This window comes from Kitasatospora cystarginea (genome assembly GCF_039533515.1).
Taxonomy (GTDB): Bacteria; Actinomycetota; Actinomycetes; order Streptomycetales; family Streptomycetaceae; genus Kitasatospora; species Kitasatospora cystarginea.
The window spans coordinates 42,095-60,409 of sequence record NZ_BAAATR010000032.1 but is presented as its reverse complement, the minus strand read 5'-3'; the positions used below and the strand labels follow the sequence as shown (position 1 = coordinate 60,409).

Here is an 18,315-nt window from a genome sequence, read left to right as displayed (position 1 = left end):
GTGTTCCGCTCCGCCCCTGCTCTGCCGTCAACTCCTGAGCAGACTTTTCCACACTCGTCCGCCCGATCGCAGCCCAGGGCGAGCCTTCCTGGGCGCGCCCAGGAAGGTTGGCACCGCCTGGCCCGGCACCGTCCGCGAAACGCCCTCAGAGGTAGGGCGCGACCAGCGGGTTCGGCTGGGTGACGCCGAGCGCGGGGAGGCTGGTTCCGTACGCGTCGGCGACGGTGCCCTCGACGGCCAGGATGCGGTGCAGGCGGGTGGCCACCAGCAGCCGCTGCAGCTGCGCCGGTACGGCCCGCAGGACCAGCCTGCGCCCCAGCCGCCCGGCCCGCCGGTGCGTGCCCATGATCACGCCCAGACCGGTGGCGTCCCAGGACTCCAGGCCGGACAGGTCGAGCACCAGGTCGCCCTGTCCGCCGTCCACCGCCTGGTGCAGCCGGACCCGGGCATCGGCGGCGCTGCGGACGTCGAGGCGGCCCTCAATGGCCAGACCGCCGTGGTCGCCGGTGATGCGCACGCTCTCATCCTCCGCTCTGCCGGTGAGGGCTGCCGGGGCTCCGTCCCGGACCGACGCCTCGGTCGCGCCGTGCTCCGGGGGCCACGCCTGCACTCCCCCTCATCTGACGGTGAAGCCGCTGTGCAGGTTGCTGGTCACTGTCAGATCTGAAGCAACTTCACTCGTCCGAGGGAATATACGCAGTCGGACCCCACGCCCACGCTCGATTACCGCCCAAATCACCCGTCTGCGGCAGAGGCGTGAGCAAACTCACCCAGTGCCCCTGCCGCAGGACGGCCGATCAGCCTGTTCTCCGGCCTGTTTCCCGCTTGCTTCCCGTCCTACTTCTCGTACCCGTAGAAACCGCGGCCACTCTTCCGGCCGAGATCCCCGGCGGTCACCATGCGGGCCATCACCTCGGGAGCGGCGAACTTCTCGTCCTTGGTCTCGGCGTAGATGTTCTGCGCGGCGTGCAGCAGGATGTCGACACCGGTCAGGTCGGCCGTCTGCAGCGGGCCCATCGGGTGGCCGAAGCCGAGGCGGCAGGCGGTGTCGATGTCCTCGGCGGTCGCCACGCCCGACTCGTACAGCTTGGCGGCCTCGACGACCAGGGCGGTGATCAGGCGGGTGGTGACGAAGCCGGCCACGTCGCGGTTGACCACCACGACCTCCTTGCCGACGCCCTCGGCGTAGGCGCGGGCGGTGGCCAGCGTCTGGTCGCTGGTCTTGTAGCCGCGAACCAGCTCGACCAGCTTCATCAGCGGCACCGGCGAGAAGAAGTGCACGCCGACCACGCTCTCCGGACGCGAGGTCGCGGCGGCGATCCGGGTGATCGGGATGGCCGAGGTGTTGGAGGCCAGCACCGCGCCGTCCTTGGCCAGCTTGTCGAGCTCGCGGAAGACGCCCTCCTTGACCTCCAGCTGCTCGAACACCGCCTCGATCACGATGTCGGCCTCGGTGACCGCACCCAGGTCGGTGGTGGTGGTGATCCGGCCGAGCGCCGCCTCCGCCTCCTCGGCCGTCATCCGGCCCTTGGCGACGAACTTGTCGTACGAGGCGCGGATGCCGTCCAGACCACGCTGCAGCGCGGCGTCCGTCACATCCCGCAGCACCACCGGGTGACCGGCCTGCGCCGAGACCTGGGCGATGCCTGCGCCCATCAGTCCGGCGCCGATCACGGCGATCTGCTGGGTGGATGCGTTGCTCATTGGCTGTCTCCCGAGTGCCGGTCTGATGGCGGCTCAGGGCAGGGGTCGCCTCCCCGCGGGCCGCACCGCTCATGTGCTGCCCAGCATCGCTCGGCAGTCTCTTCGCGAAACGCGCGTCCCTCGATGGTGCCGCCCGCTTCACTCACTCACGCGCCGGACTCTAATGCCCCGGGACGCTCCGTGGTGAACTTGTGCGGTGTGATCTGCGCCCGACCGCTGGGAGGTTGAACCGTGCGCACCCTGACGTTGATGCTGATCTCCTTCGCGGTGCTCGGTGTTCTGGTCCTGCTGCTGCGCTGGACCTACGGCTCGGGCAAGTCCCTGGTGGCCCGCCCGCCGCGCAGCGGCAAGCCCGAGGAGTACGGCCTGCTGGTACCCGTGGCCTCCCCGGGCGACCAGGCCGAGGCCCGTCAACTGGCCGCGCTGCTAAGGTCCGCCGGGATCAGGTACACCCTGGCGCGCACCAGCGAAGGGCTGCGCCTGATGGTCTGGCCCGCCGACGTCCCCGCCGCCCGCAAGGCGCTCCACCTCGACTAGACCGGCGGATCCCGTCGCCGCTCGGCTACTCCATGACGAGCCCCAAGTCCTGGGCCAGGATGGCCGCCTGGACCCGGCTGCGCAGTTCCAGCTTGGCCAGGATCCGGCTGACATGGGTCTTGGTGGTCGCCTCCGCCATCGCCAACCGCACGGCGATCTCACCGTTGGAGAGCCCGGCACCGAGACAGCACAGCACCTCGCGCTCGCGCGGCGTCAGCCCCTCGACGGCGGCCTTCGCCCGGGGCTGATCGGGTCGGTCGGGGCGGGCGAAGGTACCGATCAGGCGGCGGGTGACGGAGGGTGCGAGCATGCCGTCCCCCCGCGCGACCGTACGGATGCCCTCGACCAGGGTGTCCGCCTCCAGGTCCTTGAGCAGGAACCCGGCGGCGCCCGCCCGCAGCGCACCGTAGACGTACTCGTCCAGGTCGAAGGTGGTGAGCACCAACACCTGCGCCGCGCCGGCCGCGACCACCTGCCGGGTCGCCGAGACCCCGTCCAGCCTGGGCATCTGCACGTCCATCAGCACCACGTCCGGCCGCAGTTCCAGCGCCAGCCGGACCGCCTGCTCGCCGTCACGGGCCTCGCCGACCACCTCGAGGCCGGGGTCGGCCCGCAGGATCATCACCAGCGCGGCCCGCACCGCAGCCTGGTCCTCGGCCACCAGCACCCGGATCGTCACGACCCCTCCTCACCCTTGGGTTCCCTGGGCAGTACCGCCCGCACCTGCCATCGCCCGCCGTCGGGGCCGCTCACCGGTCCGGCCTCCAGACTGCCGCCGAGCAGCCCGGCGCGTTCGCCCATCCCGACCAGGCCGGCCTTGGCCCCCGGCGCGGCGGGCCGCCCGCCGTCCCGATACGGGCTGTCGGCGACGATCTCCAGCTGCTCGGGCCGGTAGGCCACGCTGAGCCGGACGGTGCCGGGGGCGGCGTGCTTGAGCGCGTTGGTGAGCGACTCCTGGACGATCCGGTAGGCCGCCAGCTCGACGGGGGCGGGCAGTTCGCCGCGCTCGCCGTCCTCGCTCAGTTCGAAGACCAGCCCGCCGTCCCCGCCCGTCGCCCGCGCGTGCGTCAGCAGGGAGTCCAGCGCATCCAGCCTGGGCGCCTCGTACGAGCCCTGGTCCTCCTCCCGGAGCAGGCCGATCATCCGGCGCATCTCGGCCAGGCCCTGGACGCTGTTCTCCCGGATCACCGCCATCGCCGCGAGCAACGGGTCGTCCGACGGACGCTGCTGGCGACGCGCCAACGACTGGGCGCCGGTGGCGTGGATCGCGATCGCGGACAGGTGGTTGGCCACCACGTCGTGCAACTCGCGTGCCATCCGCGAGCGTTCCGCGACGACCGCCTCGCGCCGGTCCAACTCGGCGAGCAGCGCGGTCTGTTCGGCCCGCAGGCGCTCGGTGTCGGCGCGGTCCCGGTGCTCGCGCAGGATGTCGGCGGTCCACACCGGGGCGATGAAGACCAGCCCGGCGAATCCCGCCACCAGCAGCGCCTGCCCCACCGAGCCGTACCAGAGCACCAGGCTGGACAGCACCACCGTCACCCCGGCACCGCTCAGGTGCAGCACGGTGGCCATCCGGCGGCTGCCGTAGAGCGTGGCCGCGTAGAGCAGATCGGTGTACATGACCACCGTGGCCATGTTCGACCCGGCGAGGACGTTCGCGGTGAAGAGCAGTGCGCCGAGGCCCACCGTCCACCACGGGCGGGTGCGCCGCAGCAGTTCGAGACCGGACATCGCCGCCAGCGGCACCAGGTTCACCCCGGGCGGGACGCCGGTGTGGTCGTACGCGTCGAACGCCGTCAGCACCACGCCGGCCAGCAGCCCGGCGGCGGCGATGAGCGAGTCCTCCTGACGCGGCTCCAGCGTGATCTTTCGCACCCCACCATCACACCATCCGCCGCCGCACCCGCCGAGGGCCGGACGGCGGAGAGGACGTACATCGAAGGATGCAGCCGCGGATCGGCAGGCGCGACGATGCGCGCCCACCGCCCGTTCCCGGACGATCGAGGGCATGGTTTCCCTGATCGTCGCCGGCGAGATCGGTTTCTGGATGGTCCTCGCGGCCGCGCTGGCCGCACGCTACCTGCTCAGGTGGCGGCGGGTGAGCGCGGCCCTGCTGGTGGCCCTGCCGCTGATCGACCTGCTGCTGCTCGCCGCCACCGTGCAGGACCTGCGGCACGGCACGGTGGCCGACTGGACGCACGGCCTGGCCGCGTCGTACGTAGGCTTCTCCGTCGGCTACGGGCACTACCTGGTGACCCGGGCGGACGGCCACTTCGCCCACCGCTTCGCGGGCGGTCCGCCCCCGGCGAAACCGCCGCGGTACGGAAGCGCCCGCGCCGTCCACGAGTGGAGGATCTTCGCCCGCACCCTGCTCTCCGCCGTCGTCACGGTCGCCCTGATCGCCGGGATGACCGCCCTGGTCGGCGATGCCGCCAGGACCGCCGCCCTCACCCGGTGGTACCGCACCATGGCATGGGTCACCGGCATCAACCTGGTCATCGCCGCCAGCTACACGGTCTTCCCCAAGCGCCCCCGCTAGCGGTTCTCCCCCGGCACCCACAGCACGTCCCCGCGCTCCTTGTTCGCCGCCCGCGCCAGGATGAACAGCAGGTCCGACAGCCGGTTCAGGTACTTCGCCGTGAGCGGGTTCACCGACTCACCGTGCACCTCGATCGCCGCCCAGGTAGCCCGCTCGGCCCGCCGGACCACCGTGCACGCCAGGTGCAGGTAGGCCGCGCCCGGTGTCCCCCCGGGCAGGATGAAGCTGCGCAGCTTCTCCAACTGCTCCAGATAGTGGTCGCAGTCGGCCTCCAGCCGGTCGATGTAGCTCTGCTGCACGCGCAGCGGCGGGTACTTGGGGTTCTCGATGACCGGCGTGGCGAGGTCCGCCCCCACGTCGAAGAGGTCGTTCTGCACCCGGGTCAGCACGGCGACCACGTCCTCGGGCAGCGCGCCGGCCGCGATGGCGACACCGAGCGCCGCATTGGCCTCGTTCGCGTCGGCGTACGCGATCAGCCGCGGGTCCGTCTTGGTGGTGCGGCTCATGTCCCCGAGCGCGGTGGTCCCGTCGTCGCCGGTACGGGTGTAGATACGCGTGAGATTGACCATGTCCGCAGCCTAGTCACGCCTCGCACGGCCCACCCGTGATTGCGGTACCGATCACAGAATCCTTGGCCGACCCCTCGGGCAGGACCACGGCTCCAGGGCCACAGCAGTCATCGAAACCCGGACGAACCGCCCGAGCTGGCGATCAAAAGTCACGCGACGTTGACCCGCCCCCGACCCTCCGGGCGGGTGGTGCCCCCGACCCGAGGGTCCGCCGCTACGCGACGTTGACCCGCCCCCACCCTCCGGGCGGGTGGTGCCCCCGACCCGAGGGTCCGCCGCTACGCGACGTTGACCCTCTGCCCGGGCGGGGCGGCTTCCAGCCAGGCGAGGAAGCCGGTGAGGGCGTCCTCGCTCATGGCGAGTTCGAGGGGGGCGCCGCTGTGGAGGCAGCGGAGCACCACCGAGCCGGAGAGCAGGGCGAGTTCCTCCTGGCCCTCGGGGTAGCGGCGGCCGAGCACCTCGATCTCGGTACGGGGGAGGATCTTGCGCGGACGGGGCGCGTAGGAGAAGACCCGGAACCACTCGATGCAGTCGCCGCTGTACCGCCCGATACCAAAAACCCACCCCTTGCCGTCTGCCCCGGACTTCGGGGTGGAGGCTGGGATGGGCTTGCCGGTCTCGTCGAGGTCTGGCTGCGTGGAGGCGTCTGCCGGCATTTTGAGGCGGTAGCTGCAGTCGAACGTCCCGCCCACGCGCTGGATCACGCGGCGGCGCACCGCGAAGGCCACCAGCCCCAGGATCCCAAGGCCCACGACCGCCGCACACACCACAAGGGCGAGGACCATGCTCACCGACCTCCTCGCTGACCTGCGTTCCCCGTATCGGTCGTATCAAGCGACCGCACTGACCTACCAACTGATACGACAGTCCCGGGGTCACGCTCTCGCGTCCCCGGGACCGTCGGTCAAACTACGCTCAGGCGGCCTTCAGGCCGCGAGCCGCGAAGAGGCGGACCTCGGCGCGGCGCTCGGCGTGCTCGTCCAGCTCGAGCTTCGCCTGCTCGAGCGCCCGCTCGGCACGGGCGACGTCGATCTCGTCCGCCAGCTCGGCGATCTCCGCGAGCAGCGACAGCTTGTTGTTGGCGAACGAGATGAAACCGCCGTGCACCGCGGCGATGACGGTGCCGCCATCGGTGGTGCGGATGGTGACCGGGCCGGTCTCCAGCACGCTCAGCACCGGGGTGTGTCCCGGCATGATGCCGGTGTCACCGGAGGCCGTACGGGCGACAACGATGGTGGCCGCACCGGACCACACCTTGCGGTCGGCTGCGACCAGCTCGACGTGCAGCTCAGCCAACGTGGGCTCCTAGGCTCTCGCCGAGAAGTCGGAGCAGGCCCCGATTACTCGGCAGTTTCGGTAAGAATAACGGGCCCGCGCCCCCGGGATGAAACCAAGGACACGGAGATGACCGGGATCACAGCCGCTTGCGCCGTGAGGGGTGGCCCCCAGGAGACGGGGACCACCCCTCACGGTCACTCAGCCATCATCCGGCCGGGCGATTACTTCTTCGCCAGCTCGGCAGCGTTGCGCTCGAGGTCCTCGATGCCACCGCACATGAAGAAGGCCTGCTCCGGAACGGAGTCGTACTTGCCGTCCGCGATCGCGTTGAAGGCCTCGATGGTCTCCGACAGCGGGACGGTCGAACCCTCGACACCGGTGAACTGCTTCGCCACGTAGGTGTTCTGCGAGAGGAAGCGCTCGATGCGGCGGGCACGCTGCACCGTGATCTTGTCTTCCTCGGACAGCTCGTCGATACCGAGGATCGCGATGATGTCCTGGAGGTCCTTGTACTTCTGCAGGATCCCCTTGACGCGGACGGCCGTGTCGTAGTGGTTCTGCGCGATGTACCGCGGGTCCAGGATGCGGGACGTCGAGTCCAGCGGGTCGACGGCCGGGTAGATGCCCTTCTCCGAGATCGGGCGCGACAGAACGGTGGTCGCGTCCAGGTGGGCGAAGGTGGTGGCCGGGGCCGGGTCGGTCAGGTCGTCCGCGGGGACGTAGATCGCCTGCATCGAGGTGATCGAGTGACCGCGGGTCGAGGTGATGCGCTCCTGCAGGAGGCCCATCTCGTCGGCCAGGTTCGGCTGGTAACCCACCGCGGAGGGCATACGGCCGAGCAGGGTCGACACCTCGGAACCGGCCTGGGTGAACCGGAAGATGTTGTCGATGAAGAGCAGCACGTCCTGCTTCTGCACATCGCGGAAGTACTCCGCCATGGTCAGCGCGGACAGCGCCACGCGCAGACGGGTGCCCGGCGGCTCGTCCATCTGGCCGAAGACCAGGGCGGTCTTGTCCAGAACGCCGGAGCCGACCATCTCGTCGATCAGGTCGTTGCCCTCACGGGTACGCTCACCGACACCGGCGAAGACCGACACACCACCGAAGTTCTCGGCGACGCGGTAGATCATCTCCTGGATCAGAACGGTCTTGCCGACACCGGCACCACCGAACAGACCGATCTTGCCACCCTGGACGTACGGGGTCAGCAGGTCGATGACCTTGATACCGGTCTCGAACATCTCCGTCTTGGACTCGAGCTCGGAGAAGTTCGGGGCCTTGCGGTGGATCGGCCAGCGGGTGGTGACCTGGGCGTTGAACTCGTCCGCGTCGACGTTCAGCACGTCGCCGAGGGCGTTGAACACCTTGCCCTTGGTGACGTCACCGACCGGGACGGAGATCGCCGCACCGGTGTCGACGACCTGGGCGCCACGGACCAGACCGTCGGTCGGCTGCATCGAGATGCCGCGGACCACGCCGTCGCCGAGGTGCTGGGCGACCTCGAGGGTCAGCTTCTTCTTGCCCGTGCCGTCGGGGTTGTCCACCTCGACGTGCAGGGCGTTGAACATCTCCGGAATCGCGTCGACGGGGAACTCCACGTCGACGACCGGGCCGATGACCCGGGCGACGCGGCCCGTGGCCAGTCCGGCGCCCGTCGGCTCAACAGTGGTGGTCATACTCATTCGCTCCCGCGGCTCGCGTCAGCGAGCGCGTTGGCGCCACCGACGATCTCGCTGATTTCCTGGGTGATCTCGGCCTGGCGGGCCGAGTTGGCAAGCCGCGTCAGCGACTTGATGAGCTCGCCGGCATTGTCGGTCGCGCTCTTCATCGCGCGCCGGCGAGCGGCGTGCTCCGAAGCGGCCGACTGCAGCAGAGCGTTGTAGATCCGGCTCTCGACGTAGCGCGGCAGCAGGGCGTCCAGGACGCCCTCGGCCGACGGCTCGAAGTCGTACAGCGGGAAGATCTGGTGCTTGGCCTCCGACTCGTCGCTGAGCTGGACCTCGTCCAGCTTCAGCGGCAGCAGCCGGGCGTCCACCGCGTTCTGCGTCAGCATGGACACGAACTTGGTGGAGACCAGGTGCAGCTCGTCCACGCCGCCGGTCTCGGCCGTGAAGGCCTCGATCAGCTCGCTCGCCACGGTCTTGGCGTCCGCGTACGTCGGCTTGTCGGAGAAGCCCGTCCACGAGTTCGCGACCTCGAGGTTGCGGAACGCGTAGTACGAGACACCCTTGCGGCCGACGATGTACGTCACCACGTCCTTGCCCTCGGCCTTCAGCCGCTCGGTCAGAGCGGCCGCCTGCTTGATGGCGTTGGTCGAGTAACCGCCCGCCAGACCACGGTCGGCCGTGACCAGCAGGACCGCGGCGCGCGAGGCGCCCGGCTTCTCGGTGGTGAGCGGGTGCTTGGCGTTGGACCGGGTGGCCACCGCCGTCACCGCCCGGGTGAGCTCATCGGCGTACGGAGTGGAGGCGGCCACCGCGCGCTGCGCCTTGACGATGCGCGCTGCGGAGATCATCTCCATCGCCTTGGTGATCTTCTTCGTCGCGGTGACAGAGCGGATCCGGCGCTTGTAGACCCGAAGCTGTGCTCCCATGGGTCGCTTAAGTCCTTTCCCTCGCTACCGGACTCAGGCCTGCTCGGAGAGCAGCTTGCCGTCAGCCGTGGTGAAGCCCAGCTTGAAGGCGTTGATCGCCTCGGTCAGGGCGTCGATGGTGCCGTCCTCGAGCTTCTGGGTCTCGACGATCGCGGCCAGCAGGTCCTTCTTCTCGATGCGCAGGTGGTCCAGGAACTCGCGCTCGAAACGACGGATGTCGGCGACCGGGACGTCGTCCAGCTTGCCGGTGGTGCCGGCCCAGATGGAGACGACCTGCTCCTCGACCGGGAACGGCTGGTACTGGCCCTGCTTCAGCAGCTCGACCATGCGCGCACCGCGCTCCAGCTGGGCCTTGGAGGCCGCGTCCAGGTCGGAACCGAAGGCGGCGAACGCCTCGAGCTCGCGGTACTGGGCCAGGTCCAGGCGCAGACGGCCGGCGACCGACTTCATGGCCTTGATCTGGGCGGAGCCACCGACGCGGGAGACCGAGATGCCGACGTTCACGGCCGGACGGATGTCCGCGTTGAACAGGTCGGACTCCAGGAAGCACTGGCCGTCGGTGATGGAGATGACGTTGGTCGGGATGTACGCCGAGACGTCGTTGGCCTTGGTCTCGATGATCGGCAGACCGGTCATCGAGCCGGCGCCCAGCTCGTCGGAGAGCTTGGCGCAGCGCTCCAGGAGGCGGGAGTGCAGGTAGAAGACGTCACCCGGGTAGGCCTCACGGCCCGGCGGACGACGCAGCAGCAGGGAGACGGAGCGGTAGGCCTCGGCCTGCTTCGACAGGTCGTCGAAGATGATCAGGACGTGCTTGCCGTCGTACATCCAGTGCTGGCCGATGGCCGAACCGGTGTACGGGGCGAGGTACTTGAAGCCGGCCGGGTCGGAGGCGGGAGCAGCCACGATGGTGGTGTACTCCAGCGCGCCGGCCTCCTCCAGGGCGCCGCGGACGGACGCGATGGTGGAGCCCTTCTGGCCGATGGCGACGTAGATGCAGCGGACCTGCTTCTTCGGGTCGCCGGAGCGCCAGTTGTCCTTCTGGTTGATGATCGTGTCGATCGCCACCGCGGTCTTGCCGGTCTGGCGGTCGCCGATGATCAGCTGACGCTGGCCGCGGCCGATCGGGGTCATCGCGTCGATGGCCTTGATACCGGTCTGCATCGGCTCGTGGACCGACTTGCGGACCATGACGCCGGGGGCCTGCAGCTCCAGGGCGCGGCGGCCCTCGGAGGCGATCTCGCCCAGGCCGTCGATCGGGTTGCCCAGCGGGTCGACGACGCGGCCGAGGTAGCCCTCGCCGACCGGGACGGAGAGGACCTCGCCGGTGCGGCGGACCGTCTGGCCCTCCTCGATGCCGCCGAACTCGCCGAGGATGACGACACCGATCTCACGGCTGTCGAGGTTCAGCGCGAGACCGAGGGTGCCGTCCTCGAACTTCAGCAGCTCGTTGGCCATGACCGAGGGCAGACCCTCGACATGGGCGATACCGTCTGCCGCGTCAGTGACCGTGCCGACCTCTTCACGCGAGGCGGCGTCCGGCTGGTACGACTGGACAAAGTCGGCCAGCGCGTCCCGGATCTCCTCCGGACGGATCGTAAGCTCCGCCATCAGGCTTCCCTGCTCTCCTAGTTTGCGATCCTCGGCCCGCCATTGAGGGCCGCAAGTACTCGACTCTCGGCCGGGTCGTATGAACCGGCCGTACGATTTACCGGCTCTTGTTGAGCCGGCGCCCGACCGAGGGTCGGATGGTGCTGGTGCTCAGCCCTCGAGGGCCTGGCGAGCGCCTTCGAGGCGGCTCGACACGGTGCCGTCGATGATCTCGTCACCGATCTGCACCCGGACACCGCCGACGACCTCGGGGTCGATGTCGATGTTCAGGTGCACCTGGCGGCCGTACAGCCCGCCCAGCGCAGCGGCGAGCCGCTCCTTCTGGCGGTCCGACAGCGGGACGGCCGCGGTGACCAGGGCCACCACACGGTCGCGCCGGGCGGCGGCGAGCTTGGAGTAGGACTCCAGGCCCTGTTCCAGGCTACGGCCACGCGGGTTGGTGACCAGGGACGTGACCAGGCGGACGGTGCCCGGGTTGGCACGGCCGCCCAGCAGCTTCTTGATCAGTGCCGTCTTCTCGGCGACACCGGCCTTGGGCTCGGTGAGCGCGGACCGCAGCTCGTGCGAACCGGCGACCACGCGGCCGAAGCGGAACAGCTCGTCCTCGACGTCGTCCAGCGAGCCGGCCTTCTCCGCCGCGATGATCTCGGCGTAGGCGGCGAGTTCCTCGGCGGCGTCGACCAGGTCACGGGAACCGGACCAACGGGACCGGACCAGTCCGGAGACCAGGTCCACCGTCTCGCCGGAGACCTGGCCGGACAGCAGCGAGGAGACCAGCTGGGCCTTGTCCTGGCCCGACCGCGAAGGGTCGGTCAGCACGCGGCGCAGCGAGACCTCGCGGTCCAGCAGAGCGGTCACAGCGGCGAGCTCCTCGGCGAGCTTGGCCGAGTCCACCGAGGTGTTGTCGGTCAGGCTCTCCAGGTTCTCGCGACCGGCCGCCAGGGCCTCGCGGCTGGCGCCGATCACTTGGCCGCGCCCTGGGCAACGGCGGCCTTGGCCTCCAGCTCGTCCAGGAAGCGGTCGATCACGCCGCTCTGGCGGGCGTGGTCCTCCAGGGACTCGCCCACGATGCGGGTCGCCAGCTGGGTGGCGAGCGAACCGACGTCCTGGCGCAGGGCGGCAGTCGCCTGCTTCTTGTCAGCCTCGATCTGGGCGTGGCCGGCGGTGACGATCGCGTCGCGCTGGCGCTGGCCCTCCTCGCGCATCTCGGCGATCAGGACGGCGCCCTGCTCGCGAGCGTGCTCGGTGATGCGGGCGGCCTCGTGACGCGCCTCGGCGAGCTCAGCGCGGTACTGCTCAAGCAGGGCCTGAGCCTCGGCCTGGGCGGTCTGCGCACGCTCCATGCCGCCCTCGATGGCGTCCCGACGCTCCGACAGCACCTTCTCAATGCTGGGGAGGAGCTTCTTGCCGAGGATGCCGAAGACGATGAAGAAGCAGAGCAGGCCGATGATGATCTCGACCGTGTCCGGAAGAAGCGGGTTCATCTGCGCCTCTTCCGCGAGCTGAGTCGCGATGCTCATATCTGGACCTTCCCTCTGAAGGGTCTAAGCGGGCTTACTGCGGGCCCTTGCCGAAGACGAACGGCATGACGATGCCGATCAGGGCGAGCGCCTCGGTGAGGGCGAAGCCGATGAACATGTTGGAGCGGATCAGACCGGCAGCCTCGGGCTGGCGGGCCATGGCCTGCACACCGTTGCCGAAGATCAGACCAACGCCGATGCCGGGGCCGATCGCGGCGAGGCCGTAACCGATGGAGGCAACGGAACCGTAGACGCCAAAGGAGGCGGCGAGAGCGCTCATTTTCAGCTGTCCCTTTCAGGGGGGTGGAACCCGGTGGTGATTGGCCACCGGACGACTAGGGGTGGAGCGGGTGGTTCAGCGGGCTCAGTGCGCTTCCTCAAGCGCACCGGCGATGTAGCTGCTGGCCAGCATCACGAAGATGTAGGCCTGCAGGAACTGGACCAGGAGCTCGAAGGCGGTGAGGCCGACGGCGACCACGAAGGAGACGCTGCCGTACAGCGCACCGATGCTCGGGCTGAGCAGGTACCAGGAGGCGACGGAGAACATCACGATCAGCAGGTGGCCGGCGAACATGTTCGCGAAGGCTCGGACCGCGAGCGTGAAGGGGCGCACGAAGATGTTGGAGAAGAACTCGATCGGCACCAGGATGAACATGACCCAGCCGGGGATGCCCGATGGCCAGCAGAGGTTCTTCAGACCGCCGACGAAGCCGTGCTTCTTGAAGGTCAGGGTCATGTAGGTGATCCAGACGATGGCCGCCAGGCCCGCCGGGAACGCGATCGCCGCCGTCACAGGGAACTGTGCGAACGGGATGATCGACATGATGTTCATGAACCAGACGAAGAAGAACATCGAGACCAGCATCGGGACGTACTTCTCGCCCTTCTTGCCGATCGTCTCCAGCACGATGCTGCGCTTGACGAAGTCGTAGGCGATCTCACCGACGAGCTGCATCTTGCCGGGAACGAGCTTCGGCTTGGCGAAGGCGGTCCAGAAGAAGCCGACCACCAGCAGGGCGGCGACCATCGAGAGCAGCATCGGCTTGTTGAAGTCGACGCCGCCGATCGAGAAGATCGGCTTGAACTGAAACTCGTTCAGGCCAGGGGCGGGGAAGCCGCAACCGGAGAACAGGTGGCATCCGGCCTCAGAGGCGAGCTGTACGTCAGCACCCACCACAGACTCCTTCGTCATGACGCATGGTTACGGCAACCTCGGTGTGTCGGCGTGGCCTCGGGCCACGGAGCGGCACTGGAACTAGTTGGGTTTCTCGCCGGCCCGGCGCTGCGGTTGACGCTGCGGGGCCTTCGAAGACTTCACGAGTCCGGGGGGCGATCCGTCCGACTACCGGAGGGACCTGGCCGCATCCCGCACTCCGCTGCTGCGACGGACGATAGCAGTCCGTCAGTACCGCATAAACACCGCCCCCCTCGCTCGGGGGACAGTCTGGTCCTGTCACGGTTGACGCCCCGACGGCGCATCCTGCTTCTCGTCGGAGTCGGTCTGCACGTAGTAGATCTTGGCCTTCATCGCGGCGCGCACCTGGAAGCCCGTCCAGGTCAGGGCGCAGCCGAGCAGGCTGAGGCCGAAGGCCTTCGTGTCGAAGAGGGTGGTGTCCTTGAACACCGCCAGCACGATGCCCACCAGCAGGATCTGCGTCATGTAGACGAGCAGCCCACCGGCCTGCAGCATCTGCGGATTGTTCCTGGTCAGCCGATCCAGGGCGATCTGTCCCGAGGCGAAGAAGGCCAGTACCAGGACGGTTGCGAAGAGTGCACCGATCAGCCCCTTGGACCCCACCAGTGCGGTGGAGATCGCAAGGGCGACAACTCCGGCGACCGCAGTGGGGATTGCGGCGCCACGGAGAGGAATCCGGGCGTCGTGGGACGGCATGTCGGCAGCTCCGGCGGCATGTCGGCGAAATGGGGACGGGCACAGAGTACGCGGTGATGACACCGCACCGAGAACGTCCGCCGGAGTCCGGCCACTCGACAGCGGGACCGTCGAGGCAGACCGACCAGGGACAGGAGTCCTGCAGCTGTCAGATCTTTCGGCGTGTTCTCGGTACTCGTGAACGGTATCACAAACTATTTGATTAGAGCTTTACCATGAAGGTGTGGCCCCTGTCACACCGACGGCTCAACGATACCGTCCATCGAGTGAACGGAAGTTGACGGCCAATCAGCTGTTCCGGTCACCTCGACCACCGGCCGCGGTGGCCCCGGTGCCGATCCGGCCGAGCAGCTCCTTGTCCTCGGCGGACAGCTCCGCCATCGCCGGCAGCTCGGCCGCGGCCTCGGCCCCGCGGCCGACGGCCTTGCGGTACCGCGGCGGCACGAACGCCTGTACGGCGCGCGGGGCGTGCGGCCGGAAGCGCGGCATCAGCAGCACCACGATGCCGACCAGGCAGAGCCCGGCGATGCTCAGCACCAGCGCCCGGCCGGCGCCCGGCATCGAGGAGAAGGCCACGGTGCCGAAGGCGATCAGCGCGGCCCAGAAATACATGATCAGCACGGCCCGGCTGTGCGAGTGGCCGACCTCCAGCAGGCGGTGGTGCAGGTGCTGCTTGTCGGCCGCGAACGGCGACTTGCCGGCCCAGGTGCGGCGCACCACGGCGAGCAGCAGGTCGGCCAGCGGCAGCGCGATCACGGTCAGCGGCAGCAGCAGCGGAATGTAGATCGGCACCAGTTCGTGCACGGTGGTGGTCTGCGAACCGGTCTGGTCGGTGATCAGATCGGGGTCGACACGACCGGTGATCGAAATAGCCGCCACGGCGAGCATCAGTCCGAGCATCATCGAGCCCGAGTCGCCCATGAAGATCCGCGCCGGGTGCAGGTTGTGCGGCAGGAAGCCCAGGCACATCCCGATCAGCACCGCGCTGAAGAGCACGGCGGGGGCGGCGTCGTTGATGCCGTACCCGTACCAGAGCCGGTAGGAGTACAGGAAGAACGCGGTCGCGGCGATGCAGACCATGCCGGCCGCCAGGCCGTCCAGGCCGTCGATGAAGTTCACCGCGTTCACCATGACGACGACCAGGGTCACCGAAATGATCATCCCCATGGTCGGGGTGACCGATACCGTGCCGAAGCCGGGGACCGGAATCGAGATCACGGTCACGCCCTGCCAGACCATGACACCGCCGGCGATCATCTGACCGCCGAGCTTCACCAGGGCGTCCACGCCCCACTTGTCGTCCAGCACGCCCAGGATCCACATGATCCCGGCACCGGAGAGCAGCGCCCGCACGTCGGCGGTCTGGATGAACAGGTGGCCCAGGTTGGTCAGCTGCGAGGCCACCAGCAGCCCGGCGCACAGACCGCCGAACATCGCGATCCCGCCGAGCCGGGGCGTCGGTTCCCGGTGTACGTCGCGTTCGCGGACCGCCGGCATCGCACCCGCGACGATGGCGAACTTCCGTACCGGACCGGTCAGCAGGTAGGTGACGGCCGCGGTGACGAACAGCACCAGCAGATACTCACGCACCACTGGCCTCCAGCGCGACGGTCCGACGGTCGAGTACCGAAGGTACTCCCGTGCTTGTCAGGGGTTCGAGGTGCGACGCCACGGTGCACACCTTATTGAGTCGGACGAGCAGGTGCGCACCGCGGTTCGCCTCACCCCCGTTTTCTCCGCCGCCGACGCGACCCCGGCCCCGCTCAGCGCACCCCGAAGGCCGCCGCCAGCTCCCGCACCCGGGCGCCGATCACGGGGTCGGGGCCGTCGGTCAGCAGCCGCCCGATCAGTGCCCCGACCTCGGCGAACTCGCTCCGCCCCAGGCCCTGGGCGGCCAGCGCGCCGGTACCGAGCCTGATGCCCGACCCCTCGGCCGCGGGTGCCGGGTCGTACGGCAGCGCGCACTTGCCGAGCATCAGCCCGGCCGCCGCGCAGCGCTGCTCGGCCTCCCGGCCGCTCAGCCCGAGCGGGCTGACGTCGGCGGTCACCAGGTGGGTGTCGGTGCCGCCGGTCTGCGGCCGGGCCCCCGCGGCCGCCAGCACCTCGCCCAGGGCGCGGGCACCGTCCACCGCCCGGTGCAGGTACTCGGCGAACGCCGCCGTTGCGGCCTCGGCGAAGGCCACCGCCTTGCCCGCCACCTCGTTCATCGCCGCCCCGCCCTGACTGAACGGGAACACCGCCCGGTCCACCCGCTCGGCCAACTCGGCCGAGCAGAGCAGCAGCCCACCGCGCGGGCCGCGCAGCAGCTTGTGCGTGGCGGCCACGGTCACATCCGCGTACGGCACCGGCGAGGGGGCCACTCCCCCGGCGATCAGTCCGGTGATCTGGGCGACGGAGGCGATCAGATAGGCGTCCACTTCGTCTGCGATCTTCCGGAATCCGGCCCAGTCCAGATGTCGGGGATAGGAAATTCCGCCCGCGACGATGGCTTTCGGCCGGTGCAGTCTCGCCAGTTCGCGCACCTGGTCGAGATCGATCAACTGGTCGTCCTCGCGCACCCCGTAACCGATGAAGTCGAACCAGCGGCCGGAGAAGTTCGCCCGCGAGCCGCAGCTGAGATGCCCGCCGTGCTGCAGGGACATCGCCAGCACCACGTCACCGGGCCGCAGCAGTGCCGCGTAGGCCGCGAGCATCGCCGAAGTGGCCGACCGGGGCTGGACGTTGGCGTGCTCGGCGGCGAACAGCTGCCTGGCCCGGTCGATCGCCAGCAGCTCGGCGGCGTCCGCCAGCGCACAGCCCGCGTGGTGCCGCCGCCCCGGGTAGCCCTCGGCGTACTTGTCGATCAGCGGTCCGCCCAGCGCCGCCAGCACCGCCGGGCTGGTGACGTTCTCCCCCGCCAGCAGCTGCAGGCTCTCGGCCCGGCGGACCGCCTCGGCGGCCAGCAGATCGGCCAGCTGGGGGTCGGCCTGCCGCAGGGCCGCTGCGGCCTCCCAGTGCACCTGTGCGGCATCGGTGACGGTCATGGCGGCACTCCCGGGCAGCGGCGGGCGGATCCCCTCCAGCGTAGGACCGGGCCCCGCTTCCGGCCCGCCGACGCGAGCCAGCAGACACCTTTCGGGCCTGTCCGGCGGATTCCCGCGCCGGCCCCGCGCCCCGAAGGCGTCAGCGCGCCGCCTGGTCGACCTGGCTGTCCAGGGCGGCGCGCAGCCAGTCGTCGGTGGCACCGAGGGTCGGCTCCGCCGACGTGGACAGTTCGGCGCCGAGCTGCCAGTAGCCGTCCATGACGGAGTCCGCCGACTGGGCCAGCAGGCCGCTGAGCCGGCTGCGGAAGGCCGGGGTGTCCCGCGTCCGGTGGAAGCGGGCGTGGGCGGCGACGAAGCAGTCGAGCGCCGCGCCCTCGTACGGCCGCGCCCGCGCCCGCAGGTCCGGAGCGGCCAGCCCGTACGCCTCGGCCAGGCCGTCGTAGAGCACGGCCGGGTCCTTGCCCTGGCAGTGGGATTCCGGTCGGCAGTGGCCCAGGCGGGCTTCGGAGGTGAGGGCGTGCAGCCGGGCGAAGGCCAGCACCTGGGCCGGGGTCGGATCCGCGGGCGGTTGCGGAACCGCCGCTTCGACGATCGAGGAGAACAACCGGGCCGGCAGCCGCGCGGGCAGCACCTGGCGCCAGAACCGCACCATCGGGGCCGTGCTGGGCGGGGTGGCCACGGCACCGATCAGGCGCAGCCGGTCGACGCGCTCCTCGGCGGTGCAGTCCCGGAGCAGCTGGAGGGCGGCCTCCCGCCAGCGCAGGGCGGCCAGCTGCGAGCCGAGCTCCTTCAGCTGCCCCGCGATGACGTCCTCCAGCGCGCCCTCCCGGTCCAGGACCCGGCCCACCTCCGGGACCGGCAGGTCGAGGGTGCGCAGCGAGCGGATCAGGCGGAGCCTCCCGAGCGCCTCGGGGGCGTACCGGCGGTGCCCCCCGGTGCTGCGGCCGGCCTCGGGCAGCAGTCCGCGGTCCGAGTAGAAGCGGACGGTCTTCACGGTGACGCCCGCGCGCTCGGCCAGTTCTCCGATGCTCAACGTGCTTTCAGGACTCAAGG

At 69.7% G+C, this 18,315-nt stretch carries 20 protein-coding genes; 2 read left to right on the top strand and 18 right to left on the bottom strand.

Annotated features, from left to right (window positions below):
- Positions 1-145: 145 nt before the first annotated feature.
- On the bottom strand, positions 146-517 hold the full coding sequence (locus tag ABD369_RS28750; protein WP_344639474.1) for an STAS domain-containing protein: 372 nt from the start codon (positions 515-517) through the stop codon (positions 146-148).
- 320 nt (positions 518-837) lie between these two features.
- On the bottom strand, positions 838-1,704 hold the full coding sequence (locus ABD369_RS28745) for a 3-hydroxyacyl-CoA dehydrogenase family protein (protein ID WP_344639473.1): 867 nt from the start codon (positions 1,702-1,704) through the stop codon (positions 838-840).
- A 231-nt stretch (positions 1,705-1,935) separates the two neighbouring features.
- Between ABD369_RS28745 and ABD369_RS28740 the strand changes: the two genes are divergently transcribed.
- Positions 1,936-2,241 carry a hypothetical protein gene (locus ABD369_RS28740; RefSeq protein WP_344639472.1) on the top strand — a complete coding sequence of 102 codons (306 nt, stop codon included), beginning with the start codon at positions 1,936-1,938 and terminating at the stop codon, positions 2,239-2,241.
- Positions 2,242-2,266: 25 nt separating this feature from the next.
- Here ABD369_RS28740 and ABD369_RS28735 read toward each other — a convergent pair whose 3' ends face one another.
- Both ABD369_RS28735 and ABD369_RS28730 read right to left on the bottom strand, forming a co-directional pair.
- Complete coding sequence (locus ABD369_RS28735; RefSeq protein ID WP_344639471.1) at positions 2,267-2,920, bottom strand: response regulator; 654 nt, start codon at positions 2,918-2,920, stop codon at positions 2,267-2,269.
- Positions 2,917-4,116: a sensor histidine kinase gene (locus ABD369_RS28730; RefSeq protein WP_344639470.1), complete on the bottom strand. Its 1,200-nt coding sequence runs from the start codon at positions 4,114-4,116 to the stop codon at positions 2,917-2,919. Before ABD369_RS28730 ends, ABD369_RS28735 begins: the two co-directional genes overlap by 4 nt.
- A gap of 133 nt (positions 4,117-4,249) precedes the next feature.
- Here ABD369_RS28730 and ABD369_RS28725 point away from each other — a divergent pair, with 133 nt between their 5' ends.
- On the top strand, positions 4,250-4,780 hold the full coding sequence (locus ABD369_RS28725) for a hypothetical protein (RefSeq protein ID WP_344639469.1): 531 nt from the start codon (positions 4,250-4,252) through the stop codon (positions 4,778-4,780).
- On the opposite strand, the gene ABD369_RS28720 is transcribed toward ABD369_RS28725, so the two are convergent.
- The 14 genes from ABD369_RS28720 to ABD369_RS28655 form a co-directional block, all read right to left on the bottom strand.
- Positions 4,777-5,349, bottom strand: coding sequence for a cob(I)yrinic acid a,c-diamide adenosyltransferase (locus ABD369_RS28720; protein WP_344639468.1), 573 nt, complete (start codon positions 5,347-5,349; stop codon positions 4,777-4,779). The two genes, ABD369_RS28725 and ABD369_RS28720, sit on opposite strands and share 4 nt — an antisense overlap.
- 278 nt (positions 5,350-5,627) lie before the next feature.
- Positions 5,628-6,134: a DUF2550 domain-containing protein gene (locus tag ABD369_RS28715; protein WP_344639467.1), complete on the bottom strand. Its 507-nt coding sequence runs from the start codon at positions 6,132-6,134 to the stop codon at positions 5,628-5,630.
- A gap of 130 nt (positions 6,135-6,264) precedes the next feature.
- Positions 6,265-6,645, bottom strand: a complete 381-nt coding sequence (locus ABD369_RS28710) for a F0F1 ATP synthase subunit epsilon (protein WP_344639466.1) — start codon at positions 6,643-6,645, stop codon at positions 6,265-6,267.
- 203 nt (positions 6,646-6,848) lie between these two features.
- The gene (gene atpD, locus ABD369_RS28705) at positions 6,849-8,303 is read right to left on the bottom strand and encodes a F0F1 ATP synthase subunit beta (protein WP_344639465.1); all 1,455 of its coding nucleotides are present in this window, start codon (positions 8,301-8,303) and stop codon (positions 6,849-6,851) included.
- A gap of 2 nt (positions 8,304-8,305) precedes the next feature.
- Positions 8,306-9,220 (bottom strand): F0F1 ATP synthase subunit gamma, encoded by a 915-nt coding sequence (locus ABD369_RS28700; RefSeq protein ID WP_344639464.1) that lies wholly within the window; start codon positions 9,218-9,220, stop codon positions 8,306-8,308.
- A 33-nt stretch (positions 9,221-9,253) separates the two neighbouring features.
- Complete coding sequence (gene atpA / locus ABD369_RS28695; protein ID WP_344639463.1) at positions 9,254-10,828, bottom strand: F0F1 ATP synthase subunit alpha; 1,575 nt, start codon at positions 10,826-10,828, stop codon at positions 9,254-9,256.
- 150 nt (positions 10,829-10,978) lie between these two features.
- Positions 10,979-11,794, bottom strand: coding sequence for a F0F1 ATP synthase subunit delta (locus tag ABD369_RS28690; RefSeq protein ID WP_344639462.1), 816 nt, complete (start codon positions 11,792-11,794; stop codon positions 10,979-10,981).
- Complete coding sequence (locus tag ABD369_RS28685) at positions 11,791-12,348, bottom strand: F0F1 ATP synthase subunit B (protein ID WP_344639461.1); 558 nt, start codon at positions 12,346-12,348, stop codon at positions 11,791-11,793. The genes ABD369_RS28690 and ABD369_RS28685 overlap by 4 nt, the downstream gene beginning before the upstream one ends.
- A gap of 34 nt (positions 12,349-12,382) precedes the next feature.
- Positions 12,383-12,628 (bottom strand): ATP synthase F0 subunit C, encoded by a 246-nt coding sequence (gene atpE, locus ABD369_RS28680; RefSeq protein ID WP_344639460.1) that lies wholly within the window; start codon positions 12,626-12,628, stop codon positions 12,383-12,385.
- A gap of 84 nt (positions 12,629-12,712) precedes the next feature.
- Positions 12,713-13,540 (bottom strand): F0F1 ATP synthase subunit A, encoded by an 828-nt coding sequence (atpB, locus tag ABD369_RS28675; RefSeq protein WP_344639459.1) that lies wholly within the window; start codon positions 13,538-13,540, stop codon positions 12,713-12,715.
- 261 nt (positions 13,541-13,801) lie between these two features.
- Entirely contained in the window at positions 13,802-14,239 is a 438-nt protein-coding gene (locus ABD369_RS28670) for a Cg1360 family ATP-synthase-associated protein (RefSeq protein WP_344639458.1), read from the bottom strand.
- Between the two features lie 288 nt (positions 14,240-14,527).
- Positions 14,528-15,829 carry an MraY family glycosyltransferase gene (locus tag ABD369_RS28665; protein WP_344639457.1) on the bottom strand — a complete coding sequence of 434 codons (1,302 nt, stop codon included), beginning with the start codon at positions 15,827-15,829 and terminating at the stop codon, positions 14,528-14,530.
- Positions 15,830-16,002: 173 nt separating this feature from the next.
- A complete protein-coding gene (locus ABD369_RS28660) occupies positions 16,003-17,262 on the bottom strand; it encodes a serine hydroxymethyltransferase (protein WP_344639456.1) in 1,260 nt (419 codons plus the stop codon).
- Between the two features lie 139 nt (positions 17,263-17,401).
- Entirely contained in the window at positions 17,402-18,313 is a 912-nt protein-coding gene (locus ABD369_RS28655) for a helix-turn-helix domain-containing protein (protein WP_344639455.1), read from the bottom strand.
- Positions 18,314-18,315 lie beyond the last annotated feature (2 nt).

Coding starts and splice junctions, on each gene's coding strand:
- ABD369_RS28745 (WP_344639473.1), bottom strand. CDS start 1,704: ATGAGCAACGCATCCACCCAGCAGATCGCCGTGATCGGCGCCGGACTG.
- ABD369_RS28725 (WP_344639469.1), top strand. CDS start 4,250: ATGGTTTCCCTGATCGTCGCCGGCGAGATCGGTTTCTGGATGGTCCTC.
- ABD369_RS28720 (WP_344639468.1), bottom strand. CDS start 5,349: ATGGTCAATCTCACGCGTATCTACACCCGTACCGGCGACGACGGGACC.
- ABD369_RS28715 (WP_344639467.1), bottom strand. CDS start 6,134: ATGGTCCTCGCCCTTGTGGTGTGTGCGGCGGTCGTGGGCCTTGGGATC.
- atpD (WP_344639465.1), bottom strand. CDS start 8,303: ATGACCACCACTGTTGAGCCGACGGGCGCCGGACTGGCCACGGGCCGC.
- ABD369_RS28700 (WP_344639464.1), bottom strand. CDS start 9,220: ATGGGAGCACAGCTTCGGGTCTACAAGCGCCGGATCCGCTCTGTCACC.
- atpA (WP_344639463.1), bottom strand. CDS start 10,828: ATGGCGGAGCTTACGATCCGTCCGGAGGAGATCCGGGACGCGCTGGCC.
- ABD369_RS28685 (WP_344639461.1), bottom strand. CDS start 12,348: ATGAGCATCGCGACTCAGCTCGCGGAAGAGGCGCAGATGAACCCGCTT.
- atpE (WP_344639460.1), bottom strand. CDS start 12,628: ATGAGCGCTCTCGCCGCCTCCTTTGGCGTCTACGGTTCCGTTGCCTCC.
- atpB (WP_344639459.1), bottom strand. CDS start 13,540: ATGACGAAGGAGTCTGTGGTGGGTGCTGACGTACAGCTCGCCTCTGAG.
- ABD369_RS28670 (WP_344639458.1), bottom strand. CDS start 14,239: ATGCCGTCCCACGACGCCCGGATTCCTCTCCGTGGCGCCGCAATCCCC.
- ABD369_RS28660 (WP_344639456.1), bottom strand. CDS start 17,262: ATGACCGTCACCGATGCCGCACAGGTGCACTGGGAGGCCGCAGCGGCC.